General features: G+C 74.6%; 15 protein-coding genes. 9 read left to right on the top strand and 6 right to left on the bottom strand.

All coding sequences use genetic code 11. From position 1 onward, the window contains the following. Window positions 1-143 precede the first annotated feature (143 nt). Window positions 144-437 (bottom strand): putative quinol monooxygenase, encoded by a 294-nt coding sequence (locus tag ACQKM2_RS39540; RefSeq protein WP_427718751.1) that lies wholly within the window; start codon window positions 435-437, stop codon window positions 144-146. A 175-nt stretch (window positions 438-612) separates the two neighbouring features. Continuing rightward, window positions 613-999 (bottom strand): hypothetical protein, encoded by a 387-nt coding sequence (locus ACQKM2_RS39535; RefSeq protein ID WP_427718749.1) that lies wholly within the window; start codon window positions 997-999, stop codon window positions 613-615. 140 nt (window positions 1000-1139) lie between these two features. Between ACQKM2_RS39535 and sigJ the strand changes: the two genes are divergently transcribed. The 4 genes from sigJ to ACQKM2_RS39515 all read left to right on the top strand — a co-directional run bounded on the left by sigJ (window position 1140) and on the right by ACQKM2_RS39515 (window position 7485). Then, the gene (gene sigJ, locus ACQKM2_RS39530; protein WP_427718747.1) at window positions 1140-2042 is read left to right on the top strand and encodes an RNA polymerase sigma factor SigJ; all 903 of its coding nucleotides are present in this window, start codon (window positions 1140-1142) and stop codon (window positions 2040-2042) included. Window positions 2043-2166: 124 nt separating this feature from the next. Beyond that, complete coding sequence (locus tag ACQKM2_RS39525; RefSeq protein WP_427718744.1) at window positions 2167-3594, top strand: amino acid permease; 1428 nt, start codon at window positions 2167-2169, stop codon at window positions 3592-3594. Window positions 3595-3692: 98 nt separating this feature from the next. Further along, a complete protein-coding gene (locus ACQKM2_RS39520; RefSeq protein ID WP_427718742.1) occupies window positions 3693-4478 on the top strand; it encodes an SDR family oxidoreductase in 786 nt (261 codons plus the stop codon). A gap of 34 nt (window positions 4479-4512) precedes the next feature. Then, window positions 4513-7485, top strand: coding sequence for a BTAD domain-containing putative transcriptional regulator (locus ACQKM2_RS39515; protein WP_427718740.1), 2973 nt, complete (start codon window positions 4513-4515; stop codon window positions 7483-7485). An 18-nt stretch (window positions 7486-7503) separates the two neighbouring features. On the opposite strand, the gene ACQKM2_RS39510 is transcribed toward ACQKM2_RS39515, so the two are convergent. Further along, on the bottom strand, window positions 7504-8958 hold the full coding sequence (locus tag ACQKM2_RS39510; RefSeq protein WP_427718738.1) for a TerD family protein: 1455 nt from the start codon (window positions 8956-8958) through the stop codon (window positions 7504-7506). Between the two features lie 197 nt (window positions 8959-9155). Between ACQKM2_RS39510 and ACQKM2_RS39505 the strand changes: the two genes are divergently transcribed. The 3 genes from ACQKM2_RS39505 to ACQKM2_RS39495 all read left to right on the top strand — a co-directional run bounded on the left by ACQKM2_RS39505 (window position 9156) and on the right by ACQKM2_RS39495 (window position 12240). Further along, window positions 9156-9842 carry a hypothetical protein gene (locus tag ACQKM2_RS39505; protein WP_427718737.1) on the top strand — a complete coding sequence of 229 codons (687 nt, stop codon included), beginning with the start codon at window positions 9156-9158 and terminating at the stop codon, window positions 9840-9842. A gap of 143 nt (window positions 9843-9985) precedes the next feature. Then, window positions 9986-10525: an EF-hand domain-containing protein gene (locus tag ACQKM2_RS39500; protein WP_125815708.1), complete on the top strand. Its 540-nt coding sequence runs from the start codon at window positions 9986-9988 to the stop codon at window positions 10523-10525. Between the two features lie 101 nt (window positions 10526-10626). Beyond that, window positions 10627-12240 carry an NAD(P)/FAD-dependent oxidoreductase gene (locus ACQKM2_RS39495; protein WP_427718733.1) on the top strand — a complete coding sequence of 538 codons (1614 nt, stop codon included), beginning with the start codon at window positions 10627-10629 and terminating at the stop codon, window positions 12238-12240. A gap of 60 nt (window positions 12241-12300) precedes the next feature. Here the strand turns inward: ACQKM2_RS39495 and ACQKM2_RS39490 are convergent, their stop codons facing one another. Beyond that, window positions 12301-13371, bottom strand: a complete 1071-nt coding sequence (locus ACQKM2_RS39490; protein WP_427718730.1) for a PI-PLC domain-containing protein — start codon at window positions 13369-13371, stop codon at window positions 12301-12303. A gap of 135 nt (window positions 13372-13506) precedes the next feature. On the opposite strand from ACQKM2_RS39490, the gene ACQKM2_RS39485 reads away from it, so the two are divergent. Both ACQKM2_RS39485 and ACQKM2_RS39480 read left to right on the top strand, forming a co-directional pair. Continuing rightward, entirely contained in the window at window positions 13507-14616 is a 1110-nt protein-coding gene (locus tag ACQKM2_RS39485) for an LLM class flavin-dependent oxidoreductase (RefSeq protein ID WP_427718727.1), read from the top strand. Then, window positions 14613-15263 carry a CE1759 family FMN reductase gene (locus ACQKM2_RS39480; RefSeq protein ID WP_427718724.1) on the top strand — a complete coding sequence of 217 codons (651 nt, stop codon included), beginning with the start codon at window positions 14613-14615 and terminating at the stop codon, window positions 15261-15263. Before ACQKM2_RS39485 ends, ACQKM2_RS39480 begins: the two co-directional genes overlap by 4 nt. On the opposite strand, the gene ACQKM2_RS39475 is transcribed toward ACQKM2_RS39480, so the two are convergent. Continuing rightward, on the bottom strand, window positions 15260-16777 hold the full coding sequence (locus ACQKM2_RS39475) for an SDR family oxidoreductase (RefSeq protein WP_427718721.1): 1518 nt from the start codon (window positions 16775-16777) through the stop codon (window positions 15260-15262). The genes ACQKM2_RS39480 and ACQKM2_RS39475 overlap by 4 nt on opposite strands. A 113-nt stretch (window positions 16778-16890) precedes the next feature. Continuing rightward, the coding region (locus ACQKM2_RS39470; RefSeq protein ID WP_427718718.1) for a DUF4436 family protein at window positions 16891-17945 on the bottom strand (1055 nt) is incomplete at its 5' end.

Here is a 17945-nt window from a genome sequence, read left to right as displayed (position 1 = left end):
GTGAGTTCCTAGACAGCTCCCACCACACCGGAGGTCTTCGCCATGTTCAAGACCCGCCGACTGTCAACAACGCTCGTGATCAATACACCTAGGCCGTCTCCCTCGGGTCCGGGCCGCCCGGGCCGCCGGTCACCGGGTGCGGGTCACTCGCCGACGGTGAACACGTGCTCGGCCGGCGGGCCCACCAGCAGTCCCGGACCCGCCGCGAGCGCCTCGGTCAGGTGCGGGCTCGACAGGTGTGCCTCGAACGCGGACTGGTCCTCCCACTCCTCGAACACCAGCCACGCACTCGGGTCCTCGGGGTGGACGTACGCCTGGTAGCTGATGTTGCCCGGCTCGGCCCGCGAGGGCGCGACCAGGGACAGCGCCTGCTCGCGAACCCTGTCCTCGGCGCCAGGGGCCGCCTTGAGCAGGGCGATCGCCGTGACCTTGGGCATGCTGCGCTCCGTTTCGACACGTACTTCCGGGATGCGCGAGTCTATGTTCGTGCCGCGCACCCCGCAACGCGCCTCCGCTCTCCTCAACACCACCGGCTCCGCGGGCAGTTCGTTCCCAAGGGGCGGCAGCCGGGCCAACGGCCCGGCCGGGACGCCCGCCCCGCGCCCGGACGGCTCAGGCCGTCCGGGCGCCGAGGCGGCCGCCCACCACCGAGTGCCCCAGCAGGAGGACGCTCAGGCCGAACATCAGCACGCCCAGCGGGACGTGCACGGACGCCACGTGCGCGATGCCCAGCACGACCTGCGCCGAGGCGAGCACCAGCATGCCGACCGCGTACAGGACCGGTCTGACCGGCCCGCCGCCCGGACGCCACCCCAGGACCGCTGCCAGCACGTACAGCATCGACGCGGCGTACATGCCCCGCGCCCCCGCCCCGTGCAGCGCCTCCCCGTACTCGGTCGACAGCAGCATCCCCGCCGTGACCGCCTGGAAGAAGACGCCCACGACCTGCAAGGCCGCCGAGATCCGCATGAACTTCCCCGCCGCCGTCTGCTCGGGCATGGTGAGCCCCTCTCGTCCTGTCCGCCGACGGTGTACCGGGAACGCCCCGCCGTCTCGTCATGACGACGACGCAGCCCCCGCGGATGTGAGGTGAGGCACCAACCCGCCCTCCACCAGGCCGTTTCGCCGAGGATGGCCCCATGACCACAGATTCGGCGCTGAGCGTGCTCACGGGCGAGCGCACCCGGCTGACCAACCTCGCCTACCGCTTCCTCGGCTCCCTGTCCGAGGCCGAGGACGCCGTACAGGAGGCCTACACCCGCTGGTACGCCATGCCGCGGGAGAAGCAGGACGCCGTCGAATCGCCCGGCGCCTGGCTGACCACCGTGGCGAGCCGCGTCTGCCTCGACGTACTCGGCTCCGCCCGCGCCCGGCGCGAGAGCTACGTCGGGCAGTGGGTTCCCGAGCCGCTGCCCGACCGCACGGAGTGGACGGGCGCGCACGGCGGCGCCGGCACCGACCCGGCCGACCGGATCACCCTCGACGAGTCGGTCGACATGGCCTTCCTCGTCGTACTGGAAGCGATGACCCCCGCCGAAAGGGTCGCGTTCGTCCTCCACGACGTGTTCCGCTACCCCTTCGCCGACGTGGCCGGCATCCTCGGCCGCACCCCGGCGGCCTGCCGCCAGCTGGCGGCGTCGGCCCGCCGCCGGATCGGCACGGCCCGCCCCCACCCGGGCCCGGCCGCCGGACGGACCCGCGTCATCAGGGACTTCAAACGGGCCTGGGAGGCCAAGGACGTCCCGGCCCTCGTCGGCCTCCTCGACCCCGACGCCACGATGGTCGCCGACGGCGGCGGCCTGGTGAGCGCCGTACGGCACCCCCTCGTGGGCGCGGACCGGATCGCCCGCTACCTGACCGACACCGGCGGCAGGTCGACGCCCGGCCTGACCCTCCTGGAACGCTCCGTCAACGGCCGCCCCGGCCTCGTGGCCCGGTTCGGCACCACCACCGTATCGGTGGCCGCCTTCGGCCTCACGGGCGACCGGATCACCCGCATCTGGGCGGTGCGCAACCCGGAGAAGCTCCGGATCTGGAACTGACGGGAACCGGCCCCGCCCGGGTCCGTGAACGGACCCGGGCGCACGCCACCGGAGCGCCTAGTTCCGCAAGGGCTCCGGCTCCGAGATGATGTGCGCCCGTCACCCCGGCCGAAAGGATCGGAGCATGGCCAGCCTGTGGTCAGGGCAGGGCGTACTGCGCCGCAAGCCGATCGAGCACATCGAGGAGCCCGAAGGGGCGCCCAGCCAGCAGCTCACCCGCACCCTCGGCCTCTGGCAGCTCACCGCCATCGGCGTCGGCGGCATCATCGGCGCCGGCATCTTCACCCTCGCCGGGACCGTCGCCAACGGCGTCGCGGGACCGGCCGTGCTGCTCTCCTTCCTCATCGCCGGCATCGCCAGCGCCGCGGCCGCCTTCTCCTACGCCGAGTTCGCCGGCCTGATCCCGAAGGCCGGCTCCGCCTACACCTACGGGTACGCCGTCCTCGGCGAGCTCGTCGGCTGGTTCATCGGCTGGGACCTGCTGCTGGAGTACACGGCGATCGTCGCGGTCGTCGCCATCGGCATCTCCGGCTACTTCAACTTCCTGCTGGAGGAGACCGGCGCCTCCCTCCCCACCTGGATGCTCGGCGCCCCCGGCACCGGCGAAGGACACCGCTTCGACCTCATCGCGGCCGTCCTGTGCCTGTTCACGGCCTACCTGCTCACCCTCGGCATCAAGAACGCCGCCCGCTTCGAGACGGTCGTGGTCGTCCTCAAGGTGCTGGTCGTGCTGCTGGTGATCGTCGTCGGCTTCTTCCACATCAAGGCCGACAACTACACGCCCTTCTTCCCGTTCGGCATCGGCGGCGCCTTCACCGGAGCCGCCACCGTCTTCTTCGCCGTCTTCGGCTACGACGCCATGAGCACGGCGGCCGAGGAGTCCAAGGACGCGCAGCGGCACATGCCCAAGGCGATCCTCTACTCCCTCGCCATCGCCATGGTGCTGTACGTCCTCGCCTGCCTGGTCCTGACGGGCATGCAGAAGTACACCGACATCGACCCGGAGAGCGGATTCTCCAGCGCCTTCAAGGCGGCCGGGCTGCCGGTCGTCGCCGACATCATCGCGGTCGGCGCGATCATCGGCATCCTCACCGTCATGTTCACCTTCATGCTCGGCGTGACCCGCGTGTGGTTCTCCATGAGCCGCGACGGACTGCTGCCCGGCTGGTTCGCCAAGACCCACCCCACCCGCCACGTCCCGACCCGCGTCACCTGGATCGTCGGCGTGGCCTCGGCGGCCATCGCCGGATTCGTGCCCATCGGCGAGGCCGCGGAACTCACCAACATCGGCATCCTGCTCGCCTTCGCCGTCGTGTGCGCCTCGGTCATCGTGCTCCGCTACAGGCGCCCCGACCTTCCCCGCACCTTCCGCACCCCGCTGATGCCCTTCACCCCCGCCGTCGGCGTCATCGCGTCGATCTGGCTCATCACCTACCTCCGCGTGGAGACCTGGCTCCGCTTCGTCGTCTGGTTCCTCGTCGGCCTGGTCATCTACTTCGGCTACTCCTACCACCACTCCAAGATGGCGGGCCGTACGGACACCGGCCGGTGAGCGGGCGGTGAGCCGCCGGTGAGCGCTCCCCCGGAGAGTGATGTCACCGGGCCCCACCGAGGGGCACCGGGCGGACACACGACAGGGGAGCCGAGGACATGGGCGAGCAGCTGACCGGCAAGACCGCACTGGTGACCGGCGGGTCGCGCGGCATCGGACGGGCCGTCGCGCTGCGGCTGGCCGCCGAGGGAGCGCTGGTGGCGGTGCACTACGGCACGAACGGGGCCGCCGCCGAGGAGACCGTGGCACGGATCGCGGAGGCCGGCGGCCGCGCCTTCGCCGTCCGCGCCGTGTTCGGCGGGGCGGGAGCCGTGGACCGGCTCTTCGAAGGGCTGGACCGGGGACTGGCGGAGCACGGAGCCGAGGGCCTCGACATCCTCGTCAACAACGCGGGCATCATCTCCGGCAACTCCATCGGACAGGTCACCGAGGAGGAGTTCGCCACCCTGATGGCCGTCAACGTGAGCACCCCGTTCTTCGTCGTCCAGCGGGCCCTGCCGCTGCTGAACGACGGCGGCCGCATCATCAACATGGGGTCGACCGCCAGCCGCTTCGCGGTCTCCACCCAGATCGGCTACACCGTCAGCAAGGCGGCCCTGGAAGCCATGGCCCCCTCCCTCGCCAACGAACTCGGCCCCCGCGGCATCACCGTGAACACGGTCGCACCCGGAGCCGTACGCACCGACCTGACGGCCGGCTACACCGCCGTCCCGGAGGTCGTCGCGGCCCTGGAGGCGGTCACCGCGCTCGGCCGGATCGGCGAGCCGGAGGACGTCGCCGACGTGGTCGGCTTCCTCGCCGGCCCCCAGGGACGCTGGGTCACCGGCCAGACCGTCGACGTGTCCGGCGGCACCTGGCTCGGCCCGCTCGCCCACACCGCCTGAACTCCCCCTCCGTGCCCGGGGGATAATCGCCGGCATGTGGTTCGGCATCCTCGGAGAGACCCAGGCACGGCACGACGACGGGACCGAGGTGCCGCTCGGCGGTCCCGCCCGGCGCGCCCTGCTCGCCCTGCTGCTGATCAGCCCGGGCCGCGTCGTCCCGGCCGAGCGGCTGGCAGAGGAGGTCGAACCGGGCGCGGCCGTGTCCGCGCACGCCCTCCAGTCCCAGGTCTCCCGGCTGCGCACCGCCCTGGGCCCGGCGGCCCCCATCGAACGGGTCGGCGCGGGCTACCGCATCGCGGTACCGGAAGACGCGGTGGACGCGGCCCGGTTCGAGGCGCTGGCCGCCGAAGGACGCGCCGCCCTCACCGCCGGCGACCCCGCCCGGGCCGCCGCCGGACTGCGCCGGGCCCTGGAGCTGTGGCGCGGCCCCGCCCTCGCCGGGCTCGACGGGAGCGAGTCGGCCCGGGCCGCGGCGGCACGGCTGGAGGAAGCACGCCTGGCCGCCCTGGAGGACCGGATCGAAGCGGAGCTGCGGCTCGGCGAACACCGGGCGGCCGTAGCCGAGTTGCGCGAGCTCGCCGACCGCCACCCGCTGCGGGAACGGCCCGCCGCGCTGCTGATGCGCGCACTGTCCGCCCAGGGGCGCCAGGCCGAGGCCCTCGTGGTCTTCGAGCAGACCAGACGGCACCTGGCCGAGGAACTGGGCGCCGACCCGTCGGCCGGACTCACCTCCCTCCACGCCGAACTGCTGGACACCGCCCCCGTTCCCGGGCCCGCCGCACCACCCGCCCAGCTGACCTCCTTCGTCGGCCGCGAGGAGGAAGCCGCCGAGGCCCTCGCCCTGTTGCAGGAGTCCCGGCTGGTCACCCTGACCGGCCCCGGCGGCGTCGGCAAGACCCGCCTGGCGGTGGAGGTCGCGGCCACCGCCGCCACGGCCGGCGTCTGCTTCGTCGAACTGGCCGCGCTGCGCGAAGGCGGCCCGTCGGCACCGCCCGAGAGGGACCCCCGGCCGGGGCGGGCCGCCCGCAGCGTCCTGGCCGCGCTCGGGCTGCGCGAGAACGGCCTCCAGATGGGGGACGGCCCGCCGCGCACCGCGCTCGACCGGCTGGTCGCGGCCCTCGCCGACCGGCCGCTCCTGCTCGTCCTGGACAACTGCGAGCACGTCGTCGACGAGGCCGCCGCGCTGGCCGCCCGCCTGCTCGCCGCCTGCCCCCGGCTGCGGGTGCTGGCCACCAGCCGCGAACCCCTCGGGGTCATCGGCGAACACGTCCGGCAGGTCAGGCCCCTGGACGAGGCCGCCGCCGTACGCCTGTTCACCGACCGGGCCCGCGCCGTACGCAGGGGCCCCACCGGTGCACCCGAACTCGTACGCCGGATCTGCGCCGCGCTCGACGGCCTGCCGCTGGCCATCGAACTCGCGGCGGCCCGCCTGCGCACCCTGGAACCGGAGGACCTCGCCGGACGGCTGGACGACCTCCTCGGCATCACCGCCCGCGGCAGCCGCACCTCCGCCGAACGGCACCGCACGATGCGCTCGGTGGTGGCCTGGAGCTGGGACCTGCTGACGGACGCCGAACAGCGCGCCGCCCGCCGCTTCACCGTCTTCGCGGGCGGAGCCTGCGGCGAGAGCGCACGCCAGGTCTGCGGCACGGACGCCGACGTCCTGGACTCGCTGGCCGACAAGTCCCTGCTGGAGACCGCGGGCGCGGGACGCCTGCGGATGCTGGAGACGGTCCGCGCGTACGGAACGGAACGCCTGGAGGAGGCGGGCGAGGGCGAGGCCACCCGCCGCGGCCACGCCCGGCACCTGCTGGAACTGCACCGCCGGGCCGATCCGCACCTGCTGCGGGCGGAGCAGCTGCGGTGGCTGCCCCGCCTCGCGGCCGAGCACGACAACCTGCTGGCCGCGCTGCGCTGGGCGGTCGGCGCCCACGAGACCCGCACCGCCTTGGAACTGCTCGCCGCCGCCTCGACGTCGCTGTGGATCCGCGGCGCGTCCGCCGCCGCGGCCCCGTACGCGCTCGCCCTGCTCACCGACGACGCCGGGCCGGGCCACCTGGTCGCGGAGGACCTCGTCGCGCAGGACCTCGGCGAGGAGTACGCCGCCTGCGTCCTGCTCGCCGCCTCCACGACGGCGGGCCGGCCGCTCTGGCAGCGCCACCGCACGGCGGCCCTGCGGGCACTGGCCGCCGCCTGGCCGGGAGACCGCCCGGGCCGCTACCCGGTGGTCCCCCTCCTCTGGATGATGCGGACCGCCGGCGAGACCGACCGGCAGGACACCCGGCACGCCCGGGACGCGTTCGCGCTCGTCTCCTCCCAGCACGACTGCCCCGACCCGTGGGCGCGTGCGGCCGCCCGCTACGTGTCCGGGTACGCGACCCTCGGCGAGGGCGACGCCGCCGGCGCCGAGCGGGCCTTCGACGCGGCCGCCGACCGGTTCCGCGGGCTCGGCGACCGCTGGGGCACCGCGCTGGCCCTGGACGCCCTCGCCGGCCTCGCGGCCGGCCGCGCCGACCGGGCACGGGCCATCGCGCTGACCGACCGCGCCCTCGTTCTCACCGGGGAACTCGGCGCCGCCGAGGACTCCGCCGACCTCCTGGTCAACCGCGGCGACCACCGGCTGCCCCACGACCCCGCCGCCGCCCGCGAGGACTACTCCCGGGCCGCCGCCCTGGCCCGCGGCAGCGGCAGCCCCGCGGCCCACGCCGCCGCCCTGCGCGGCCTCGGCGACATCGCCCTGCTGGAGGGACGGCCGCAGGAGGCGGAGCGGCTCTACGCGGACGCACTCGACCGGATCGACCCCCACTGGGTCAAGAGCCTCGGCAACCGGCTGCGCTGCCTCGGCGGCCTCGGCCGTACGGCCGAGGCCCGGGGCGACCGCGCCGCCGCCCGGACCCACTACGACAGCGTCGCCGCGGCCGTGTCCGCGCTCGGCCCCTCCGTACCGGACGCCCTGCGCCTGCTGGGCCTGCCGGAGGAGCTCGTCACGGCGGTGGGGGCCCGCTGAGCGCGCGGGGCGCGCCGGTCAGCGCAGGCGCCGCCAGAACGGCGGGACCTCGCCCTCCCGCCGGTTGGGGTGCGGGGTGACCTCGCGGGGGGTGAGGGACCAGGCGCTGTCGTAGTCGACGATCAGCAGCCGTGCCCCGCGGGTCAGCGCCACGGTGCTGCGCCCCGGCCACCGGTCACCGCTGTGCAGGGTGCGGCGCGAGGCGCTGCGCCGGAGGGACTCCAGCCGGAACCAGCCGTCGTCCTTGCTGTTGCGGTACCTGACGGCGAGGTCGACGGCGGGCCCCGAGTACGCCAGGACGTCGGAGCCGACGCCCTCGACGCGTTCGGAGGCGTCCCGCAGCACCGAGACCGGGCTGACGGTGATCTTCCACTCGCCCCGCGCCTTCACGCGCAGCCGCAGCGGTCCGTTCCCGTCGTGGTCCACGATCCCGCGCCCGGTGAAGTCGTCGGCCCAGCCGCTCAGGGCCGAGGGGCTCTGCTCGCGGTTGCGGTGGTTCAAGCGGCTGACCTCGACGTGGCCGTCCCCGAGGCGGACCAGGTCGACGACCGCGAAGCCGGCGGCCGTGGCCGACTCCACCCGGACGATGTCCTCCCCCCTGCCCTCCTGGGTGAAGACGGGGAAGTCCGGGCCGAAGTCGGTCGGGAGGCTGTTGATCCGCCTGGTGATGGTGCCGAGCAGCGGGGCGCCCGACTTGGAGACGGGGACGCCGGCGGGTACGGCGGGCGCCGCGGCGGCCGCTTCTGCCCCGGCCCCCGGCGGGACGGCCGCCGCAGCCGCAGCCGCCTCCGGAACCGCCGCGGCCGGAACGGCCCCCGCCGGGGCCGCCGGCGCGGGCAGCGGAGGGGCGGGCGGCGGGGCCTCGGGCAGCGCGGGTGCGGGCGGCGGACCGGTATCCGCCTGCGCCTCGGCCTCCGCCTCGGCCTCCGTCTCGTCCTCCACCGCGAACCCGTAGTCCTCGGCCAGCCCCGGGAGACCGGAGTCGTAGCCCTGCCCGACCGCGCGGAACTTCCAGCCCCCGTCGCGGCGGTAGAACTCGCCCAGCACGTAGGCCGTCTCGGTCGTCGCGTCGTCGTCGTCGACCGAGTACACCACCATCCTCTCGCCCGTGGCGGTGCTGACCGCCTCCAGGTACAGCCCCGGTATCTCCCCGAAGGTCGCGCCCTCGGAGGAGGCCGCGATCACGATGCGCTCCACCTCCGGCTCGACCCGGCCGGGGTCGATCTCCAGCCAGTCCGCCATCCGGCCGTCCTCGCTGCGGGCGTTGCCCAGGAGTTCCACGGCGCTGGCGGCGTGCGCGCGCTGGTTGTAGAAGACGAGGTCGCTGCGGCCCCTCACCTTTCCGCTGTCGTCCAGCAGCAGTGCCGCCGGGTCGATCTCGGGCACACCCTGCCCGGCCGCCCGACGGACCACGGCGACCCGCATGGGCTCGCCGGACATGGGCAGATTGCCCCCCTTGATGATCTGCGTCATGACGGCATCGTCGCAGGCCAGCCGGGCACAAGTCGAGCCTTTCCAGCCCGGGGTGACGATCCGTGAGACGCCTCCTAGCACACTCGGCCCGGCCGGGGGCGGACCTCGGCCATGCCCGCCCCCGGCGCGCACGCCTCTGGCTACCGTGCCCTGGACGGCCGGGCCCGGGTGGCGGCGGCCGGGGGAGGAGCGGGCGGATGGGGACCACGGTGGTCGGGTTCCGGCTCGGCTGGGACAGGAAGGGCCGGCAGGCCACGGTGGTGCTCACCCAGGCGGGCGTCCTGCACCACAGCGGCGGCCTCCTCGGCATGGCACCGAGCCCGGCCAGACCGCAGGCCCCGGCCGCCCCGGACCCGCATCCGGTGCCCCGTCAGGCCGCCGCCCTGCGCCGGGTGTACGCCGCTCTGCTGCACCAGGGCTACGGCCGGGAGCTGATCCCGCCGGTCTGCGTCCGGCTCGACACCGACGAACGCCCCCTCCACCCCCGCCCGTGGGGCGAGCACGCACCCCGGGCGCATCCTGAGCTGATCGCCGAATTCACCGGAGCCGCCCCCGCCGGCCCCGGCACGCTCGACGACGCCCTGACCGCCTTCTACGCCGCCATCGGCCTCACCCCGCGGACACGCACCGCCGCACCGCGGCCCGGCCCGGCCGGCGTCCCCCCGGCGGTCCGCCGGGCGCTGGGCGCGCTCGCCGAGGGCCGGACCCTCGCCTCCCGCCCGGGGCCCGGCACCGGCTGGAGCGTCACCGGGGCCGGGGTGCGCCTGCACGCCGGTCCGGGCGGCGAGGCCCTCACCCACCGTGAAGTGGCCGAACTCCAGGCGGCCCTGACGGCCTGGCTGCGCCACCGGCGGGGCCCGGGCACGGGGGCCGGCGCGCGCTGACCCGTATCGGACGCCCGCCCGCCCCGTCACCCGGAACGCCCAGCGGTCCCGGGCGTTCGCTGCGCGCAGGTGCGGCCGTGTGGTTTCCTGGGCCCGCTCCGCACTGTGGCGGAGTAGCTACCAGGAGTGAAGGGGATGTTGTCGTGAGCGTTCTGGACATCAAGCTGGACCGGTCGTTCGACGTCTTCGACTCGGACCGCGACGGGCGGCTCGACAAGTCGGACGTCATCGGCCTCTCGGACCGTCTCGCGGAGTCGCTCGGCCTCACCCCGGACGACGTGGCCGGGCTGCGGGACTCGCTGGCGGAGCTCTGGGACACCGTCTTCCAGCGGATGGACCGCAACGACGACGGGGGAGTCGACCGGCAGGAGTTCCGGGCGGCGTTCCGGGCGCGGATCGTCACCGACCAGAACCGGATCTGGGAGCGGATCCGCAACATGAGCAACGCCTGGACCGAGCTCGGCGACCGCGACGGCGACGGCATGCTCAGCCGGGACGAGTACACCTCCCTGCTGCACGGCATGTTCCGGCTGCCCCGGCAGACCTTCGACGAGGCTTTCGACCGGCTGGACGTCGACGGCGACGGGCAGCTGAGCCGCGAGGAGATCAGCTCCGCGATGAAGGAGTACTACACCAGCGAGAACCACGCGGCCCGCGGCAACCAGTTCTTCGGCCGCCTCTGAGGAACGCCGCCGCAAGGGGTCCTCCACGGCCGGTTCGTATCGCCTCCCCGCTCGTTGACCCGAACGGAAGCGATCTTTCGATACTTGTGGAGGACCCCCTGATGGCCGATGCCGCACTGCCGGTGATCGTTCTGTCCGACCCCGATCCGATCCGCCGGCACGAGACGGCCGAGCTGGTGCAGAGCTGGTACCGGACGTCGTTCCGGGTGCTCCAGGTCGGCGGCCCCGCGGAGGTGGTCCGGGCGCTGAACGCGCTGGCCGACCGGAAGGTGCCGGTGGCCGCGGTGCTCGCCGACGAGGCCCCCGAGCCCGCCACCGCGCACCCCGGCGTGCGCTGGCTGCCCCTGGCCCGGCGCTCCGGCGACGCACCCGAAGCCGGCGACGCGCCCGCCGCCGGGGCGGGGCCCCGACCCGGCGAACACCCGGCCGAGCACCTCCGGGTCGCGCTCGACGACTCCCTGTGCACTTGGAACGCCGACTGCCGGGGCGACCTGCCGACCGCCGAGGTGCGCGGCAGCCGGTTCTCGCCCGCCGCCTATGCCGTGCGGGACTTCCTCGGCCGCAGCGGTGTGATCTTCCGCTGGCTGCCCGAGGAGGACGCGCGGGACGCCCCGGTGACCGTCCGGCTCGGCGACGGCACCGAGCTGACGGACCCCTCGATCAGCGAACTGGCCGAACGGCTCGGCCTGATCCGCCCCGCCGGCCAGGACCACTACGACGTCGCAGTGATCGGCGGCGGCCCCGGAGGCCTGTCCGCCGCCGTGTACGCCGCCGCCGAGGGCATGAGCGTGGTCGTGATCGAGGACGACGCCCCCGGCGGGCAGGCGGGGTCGACCTCGCGGATCGAGAACTACCTCGGCTTCCCCGTGGGCCTGACCGGCGGGGACCTCGCCCAGCGCGCCCTCCAGCAGGCCCGCCGGGCCCGCGTCGAGTGGCAGCCCACCCGGGTCGCCGGCCGGGTGGCCCCCACGGGCACGGGCGACCACAGCGTCGAGTTCGTCAAGGCGGGCACCGAGGAGGCGGGCTCGGTGACCGCGGCGGCCGTGGTGGTCGCCACCGGCGTGGACTGGAACCGCCTCACGGCCCCCGGTGTCGACCGGCTCCTCAACTCCGGCGTGTACTACGGGTCCTGCCTCTCCGACGCCCCCTCGACGGCCGGCGAGGACGTGTACATGGTGGGCGCGGGCAACTCGGCCGGACAGGCCGCCCTCTATTTCGCCCGTTACGCCCGCTCCGTCACCCTGCTGGTGCGCGGCACCGACCTCGGCGCCTCCATGTCGAGCTACCTGGTGCAGCGCATCGAACGGACCCCGGGCCTGCGGGTCCTGCTGGGCACCGAGGTCGCGGAATGCCTCGGCGGGGACACCCTCACCGGGCTCCGGCTGCGCGAGCGCGGCGGCGGCGAGCGGACCGTCGGCGCGCACTGCCTGTACGTCCTGATCGGCGGCCGTCCGTCGACCGAGTGGCTCGGCGGCGCGCTGAAGCTCGACGAGCGCGGGTACGTCCTGACCGGCAGCGGCGGGGCGGGCCCGGACGCGCTCCCGATGGAGACCAGCGTGCCCGGCGTGTTCGCCGTGGGCGACGTCCGGTCCGGGTCCGTGAAGCGGGTCGGGGCCGCGGTGGGCGAAGGCGCCGCGGTCGCGCAGTCGCTGGTCGAGTACCGGCGGCGGCACCCCGACCGCTTCCGGGACGCGCGGGCGGCCTGCGGCTTCTGACCGGCGCGGGCACCGGCACCGGCCCCCGCCGCCCGGGCGGCAGGGGCCGGAGGGCGGGCGTCAGGGGCCGGCGTTCAGCTCGGCGACGACCGAGGCGGGAGTGTGGCCGGTGCCGTCGGACAGCCGGTGGAAGTCGACGGAGACGAAGTTCGGCGTGCGCCCCCCGGCCGCGGTCCGGCACTGCCCGGCGACGCGGTTCCTGAGCTTGGCGCCGTTGTCGAGGGCCGCGGTGAGGACGGTCGGCACGTTGCGGTGGTGGCTCATCGTGAACAGCCGCCGGAATCCCGGCTCCTGGCGGTCCAGGGGGACGTCGGGCCAGCGGGTGACGCACGAGAGGTCGTCGCCCATGTCGCCGAGGCTCCAGTAGTTGGCGACCGTCCACGACCGGTCGTACATGACGCCCAGGTCCTCCCGGTCGGAGCGGTCGGAGAAGACCAGCAGGCGCTTGCCGGCGGTGACGAGATCGGCCACCCTCGGCCACCCGTTCTGCCGGACGCCCCACGCGTCGGGCCGGAACAGCAGCTGGTCGAGCCCGCGGACCCGGCCCAGGGACTGCCGCAGCTGGTCGGCGCCGACGTAGTCCTCCAGGAAGACGGTCACGAACTCCTGGGGGTGGGTGGCGAGGAAGTCCACCACGGTCTGCATCGTGCCGCTGAAGGACTGCCGGGGCAGTGCGTACGTGGCGCCGGCGAAGGTCTTGCAGTCGCCGTGGCACAGGTACACGTCGCTGGGGTAGCAGTCGCTGCCGAAGCTGATGACGCACAGCCAGGTGCTGTGCTCGTACCAGTGCGTGTCCAGGCTCAGGCCGCGCACCCCGTTGTCGAGCTGGGCGCGCACCGACTCGGACTGGTTCACCGAGCTCCAGCGGGAGTCCTCGTAGTTGGTGAAGGAGTTGTGGGTGGTCAGGAAGGCGGTCTCGTCGAGGCGGCGGTCGCCCCAGCGTGCGGCGGCCGCCGCCGACGGGGTGCCGGCGGCAGTGGTGTGCGGCGCCGGGGCGGCCGCGGCACCCGGCGCGCAGAGGAGGGCCGCCAGGAGGAGGCACACGAGGAGGCGGAGGCCGGTTCTTCGCGGGCGCCCGGCGCCGCGGCCGCCCCGCCGGGCCCTGCTGTAGGGCGTGTCCATGTCAATCATGGCCGGAGGGTAGCGCTCCGCCCGGCGATGCGCCCGCACCCGGACGGCTTCGGCCGGTTCCCGCCGGGAATACGGCGGCGGCGCCTTCCGTTCCGAGGTATGGTTGAATCATAAACAATCTTGGGAAGGGGAGCCATGCAGTTCGGGATCTTCACCGTCGGTGACGTCACACCGGACCCGACGACCGGACGCGCGCCCGGCGAGCACGAGCGCATCAAGGCGATGCTCACGATCGCGCAGAAGGCCGAGGAGGTCGGCCTCGACGTCTTCGCCACCGGCGAGCACCACAACCCGCCGTTCGTCCCCTCCTCGCCGACGACGATGCTCGGCTACGTCGCCGCGCGCACCGAGAACCTGATCCTGTCCACGTCGACGACGCTGATCACCACGAACGACCCGGTGAAGATCGCCGAGGACTTCGCGATGCTCCAGCACGTCGCCGACGGCCGCGTCGACCTCATGACGGGCCGCGGGAACACCGGCCCCGTCTACCCCTGGTTCGGCAAGGACATCCGCGACGGCATCGACCTCGCCATCGAGAACTACGCCCTGCTGCGCCGCCTCTGGGACGAGGACGTCGTCACCTGGAAGGGCAAGTTCCGTACGCCGCTCCAGTCCTTCACCTCCACCCCGCGCCCGCTCGACGGCGTCGCGCCCTTCGTGTGGCACGGCTCCATCCGCTCGCCGGAGATCGCCGAGCAGGCCGCCTACTACGGCGACGGCTTCTTCCACAACAACATCTTCTGGCCGGCGTCCCACACCCGGCAGATGGTCAACCTCTACCGCGAGCGCTACGCCCACTACGGGCACGGCACCCCCGAACAGGCCATCGTCGGACTCGGCGGCCAGGTGTTCATGCGCCGGAACTCGCAGGACGCGGTGCGCGAGTTCCGCCCGTACTTCGACAACGCGCCGGTCTACGGCCACGGCCCGTCCCTGGAGGAGTTCACCTCCCAGACGCCCCTGACCGTGGGCTCCCCGCAGCAGGTCATCGAGCGGACCCTCTCCTTCAGGGACTACGCCGGCGACTACCAGCGCCAGCTGTTCCTGCTGGACCACGCGGGCCTGCCGCTGAAGACCGTCCTGGAGCAGCTCGACCTGCTGGGCGAGGAGGTCGTACCGGTACTGCGCAAGGAGTTCGCCGGCCTGCGCCCGGCCGGCGTGCCGGACGCACCGACCCACCGGGCCCGCGTGGCCGCGGCCGCGGCCACGGCCGCCACGGTCCAGGAGGAGGAGCGGGCATGAAGCTCGTCGTCGTATCGGCCGGCCTGAGCTCGCCCTCGTCCACCCGGCTGCTCGCCGACCGCCTGGCGGCTGCCGTGCCGGCCCGCGCGGACGCCCGGACGGAGGTGGTCGAGCTGCGGGACCTGGCGATGGAGATCGCCCAGCACCTCGTCACCGGGTTCCCGCCCGCCCGGCTGGCCGCCGCACTCGACGCGGTGGCCGCCGCGGACGGCCTGATCGCCGTGACACCGGTGTTCGCGGCCTCCTACAGCGGCCTGTTCAAGTCGTTCTTCGACCTCATCGACAAGGACGCCCTGACCGGGAAGCCGGTGCTCCTCGGGGCGACCGGCGGCACCGCCCGGCACTCCCTGGTCACCGAGCACGCCATGCGCCCGCTCTTCACCCACCTGCGCGCCCTCGTCCTGCCGACCGCCGTGTACGCGGCCTCCGAGGACTGGGGCCAGGAGGGGCTGGAGCGGCGGATCGCCCGGGCCGGCGCGGAGCTGGCCCGCTTCGCTGCGCCCGCCGCGGCGGTGGCCCCGGACGTCGGCACCGCCGCCGCGATCGCACCCCGCTCGCTCACCGGGGCGATCACGTCGGTGGACCCGGCGGACGGCTTCACGGTGGTGCCGTTCGAACAGCGGCTGGCCGCGCTCCGCGCCGGCTAGCCGGCCGGGGCCTGCTCGGCGGCGTGGGCGATGTTGCGGGCCATGCCGCCGAACACCGCCGCGTGGAAGGGGCTCACGGCCCACCAGTACAGGTGGCCGAGCAGGCCGCGCGGGTGGAAGAGCGCGCGCTGCCGGTAGCGCGACCGGCCCTCGTGCGCCGGGTCGGGCTCGGCGTACATCTCCAGCCACGCCAGACCCGGCACCCGCATCTCGGCGCGCAGCCGCAGCAGCCGGCCCGGCTCGATCTCCTCGACCCGCCAGAAGTCGAGGGCGTCGCCCACCCGCAGCCGGCCGGCGTCACGGCGGCCCCGGCGCAGGCCCGCGCCGCCCGCCAGCCGGTCCAGCCAGCCCCGGACGGCCCAGGCGAGGGGGAAGGAGTACCAGCCGTGCTCGCCGCCGATGCCCTCCACCACCCGCCACAGCGCCGCCGGCGGGGCCGCCACCCCGGTGCTGCGGTGGTCGGTGTAGAGGCTGCCGCCCGCCCAGTCGGGGTCGGTGGGCAGCGGGTCGCTGGGGGCGCCGGGCAGGGAGGCGGAGGACCACCGGGTGGTCACCTGGGCCTCGCGGACCCGCTGCAGGGCGAAGGCCAGCGCCCGGTCGAACGCCAGCGGCGCCCCGGGCGGATCGGGCACCCAGCGGGCGATGTCGTGCTCGGTGCACACCACCTCGTGGCGCAGCGACTCGGCGAGCGGCCGGGCCAGCGCCCGGGGTACCGGGGTGACCAGGCCGATCCAGTGGCTGGAGAGCCCCGGGCTGAGCATGGGCACGCGCAGGATGTGCCGGTGCGGGAGCTCGGCGACCGCCGCGTAGCGGTGCATCATCTCCTCGTACGTGAGGACGTCCGGCCCGCCGATGTCGAAGGCCCGGCTGACTTCCGGGGGCATGCCCGCGCTGCCGACGAGGTAGCGGAGCACGTCGCGGACGGCGATGGGCTGCACCCGGGTGCCCACCCAGCTCGGCGTGATCATGACGGGCAGCCGTTCCGTCAGGTAGCGCAGCATCTCGAACGAGGCCGAACCGGAGCCGATGACCACCGCCGCCCGCAGCACGGTGCAGGGCACGCCCGAGGCCAGCAGGATGCGCCCGACCTCGGCACGGGAGCGCAGGTGCGGCGAGAGGCCCTCGGGGGGCAGGCCCGCCGGGGTCAGCCCCCCGAGGTAGACGATGCGCCGGACGCCGGCCGCCCGGGCCCGCTCGGCGAAGAGACGGGCCGCGGCCCGGTCGCGCTCCTCGAAGCCCGGACCCGCGCCGAGGCCGTGCACCAGGTAGTAGGCCACGTCCACCCCGCGCAGCGCCGCGTCCAGCGACTCCGCGTCGGTGACGTCCGCGCGCACCACCTCCGCGCGTCCGGCCCAGGGGTGGTCGCGCAGCCGCTCCGGGGAGCGGGCCATCGCCCGGACCCGGTGGCCGGCGTCGAGGAGCTCGGGCACCAGGCGGCCGCCGATGTAGCCGGTGGCACCGGTGACCAGGCACAGGTCCCCCGGCTCGGCTCGTCCCCGCTCGTGACCGGCCATGGCTCGCTCCTCTCGGGTGCGACGGGAGCCCCGCACCCCTTCCGAGCCTGGACCGGGTGCGCGGGCGGGGCAAAACGCAGCGCTTGCGCATCGCTTCGTCCCCGGGGGCGACCCTACGCGCCCTCGTCGTCCGGGCGGAGGGCGGCGCGGACGCCCGTGACGACCACGGCGAGCAGGCACAGGGCGATGACGGTCTCGGCCCACAGGAAGGCGAACCAGTCCAGCACGCAGCCGATGGGGGGAGTGCCGGGCGCGGTGTTGCGGAACGCGGCGAGGGCGAACAGGGTGGCGGCCATCCAGGCGAGGGCGGGCCAGACCAGGCCCTCGCCGCGGGTCGTCAGGTACCATGCGCCGATGAGCACGGACGCCGCCAGCGCCCACATGACGGCCATCATGAAGACCGCGAAGACGAGCAGGCTGCCCGACCGCTCCAGCCCCAGCGCCAGGGCGGCCTCCTGCGGTGGGCCGCCGGGGGCCGCGTCGACCGCGAAGAGGCTGTCGCCGTTGGAGAACAGCAGCCGCACCGGCACCTGCCTGCCGCCCAGCAGGCCCCAGAACTCCACGTCGGTCTCGTACGAGTCGAACGGGTAGTCGCTGATCGACCCGCCCGCCAGCGCGACCTGCACGTCCCTGGTCGGGATCCTCTCGTGCGCCTTGAACGCCAGGTCCCCGAGGGTCGCCGCGGAGGTCTGGAGGCTCAGATCCGCCACCGGCGCGGTCCCCTCCTCCTCCCCGAGGGACCCGCGCGGGGTGACCCGGACCCGCAGGACCAGCTCCCTGGACGAGGCGTCGACGCGCTGCACGGTGGCCTGCACGTCCACCCGGTCGGCGGCCGCCGACCCGGCCGTGTGCACCCGGTCGAGCGCCTGCCGCTCGGAGAACTGCAGCCACGACCCGACCCCCACCGCCAGCACGATCAGGACCGCGATGGGCAGCAGGACCGGCAGGATCGACGTTCCGGAACGGCGGGGGCTGCGTGGGTCCCAGGTGGGGGCCATGGCGACTCCGGCGGGAGGGGGAGGGGCGGTGACCGCGGTGTGATCCTCGTCCACCGGCCCGCCGGACCGCCGCATCCCGCCGGGGCGTGTCGGCGCGCACCGCCGCGGGCCCGCCCGGCCGGGCGGGGCCGGGGGGTGGATGGGCTGCCGCCGGCGGGCCCGCGAGGCGC

This window comes from Streptomyces sp. NPDC004126 (assembly GCF_050275515.1).
Classification (GTDB): domain Bacteria; phylum Actinomycetota; class Actinomycetes; order Streptomycetales; family Streptomycetaceae; genus Streptomyces.
Note: the sequence above shows the minus strand (reverse complement) of the source record. Positions and strands in the feature narration are given on the sequence as shown.

Bases quoted from the DNA above. Each gene is read 5' to 3' on its own strand.
- ACQKM2_RS39540 (WP_427718751.1), bottom strand. From the start codon at position 437: ATGCCCAAGGTCACGGCGATCGCCCTGCTCAAGGCGGCCCCTGGCGCC.
- ACQKM2_RS39535 (WP_427718749.1), bottom strand. From the start codon at position 999: ATGCCCGAGCAGACGGCGGCGGGGAAGTTCATGCGGATCTCGGCGGCC.
- sigJ (WP_427718747.1), top strand. From the start codon at position 1,140: ATGACCACAGATTCGGCGCTGAGCGTGCTCACGGGCGAGCGCACCCGG.
- ACQKM2_RS39525 (WP_427718744.1), top strand. From the start codon at position 2,167: ATGGCCAGCCTGTGGTCAGGGCAGGGCGTACTGCGCCGCAAGCCGATC.
- ACQKM2_RS39520 (WP_427718742.1), top strand. From the start codon at position 3,693: ATGGGCGAGCAGCTGACCGGCAAGACCGCACTGGTGACCGGCGGGTCG.
- ACQKM2_RS39515 (WP_427718740.1), top strand. From the start codon at position 4,513: ATGTGGTTCGGCATCCTCGGAGAGACCCAGGCACGGCACGACGACGGG.
- ACQKM2_RS39510 (WP_427718738.1), bottom strand. From the start codon at position 8,958: ATGACGCAGATCATCAAGGGGGGCAATCTGCCCATGTCCGGCGAGCCC.
- ACQKM2_RS39505 (WP_427718737.1), top strand. From the start codon at position 9,156: ATGGGGACCACGGTGGTCGGGTTCCGGCTCGGCTGGGACAGGAAGGGC.
- ACQKM2_RS39495 (WP_427718733.1), top strand. From the start codon at position 10,627: ATGGCCGATGCCGCACTGCCGGTGATCGTTCTGTCCGACCCCGATCCG.
- ACQKM2_RS39490 (WP_427718730.1), bottom strand. From the start codon at position 13,371: ATGATTGACATGGACACGCCCTACAGCAGGGCCCGGCGGGGCGGCCGC.
- ACQKM2_RS39485 (WP_427718727.1), top strand. From the start codon at position 13,507: ATGCAGTTCGGGATCTTCACCGTCGGTGACGTCACACCGGACCCGACG.
- ACQKM2_RS39480 (WP_427718724.1), top strand. From the start codon at position 14,613: ATGAAGCTCGTCGTCGTATCGGCCGGCCTGAGCTCGCCCTCGTCCACC.
- ACQKM2_RS39475 (WP_427718721.1), bottom strand. From the start codon at position 16,777: ATGGCCGGTCACGAGCGGGGACGAGCCGAGCCGGGGGACCTGTGCCTG.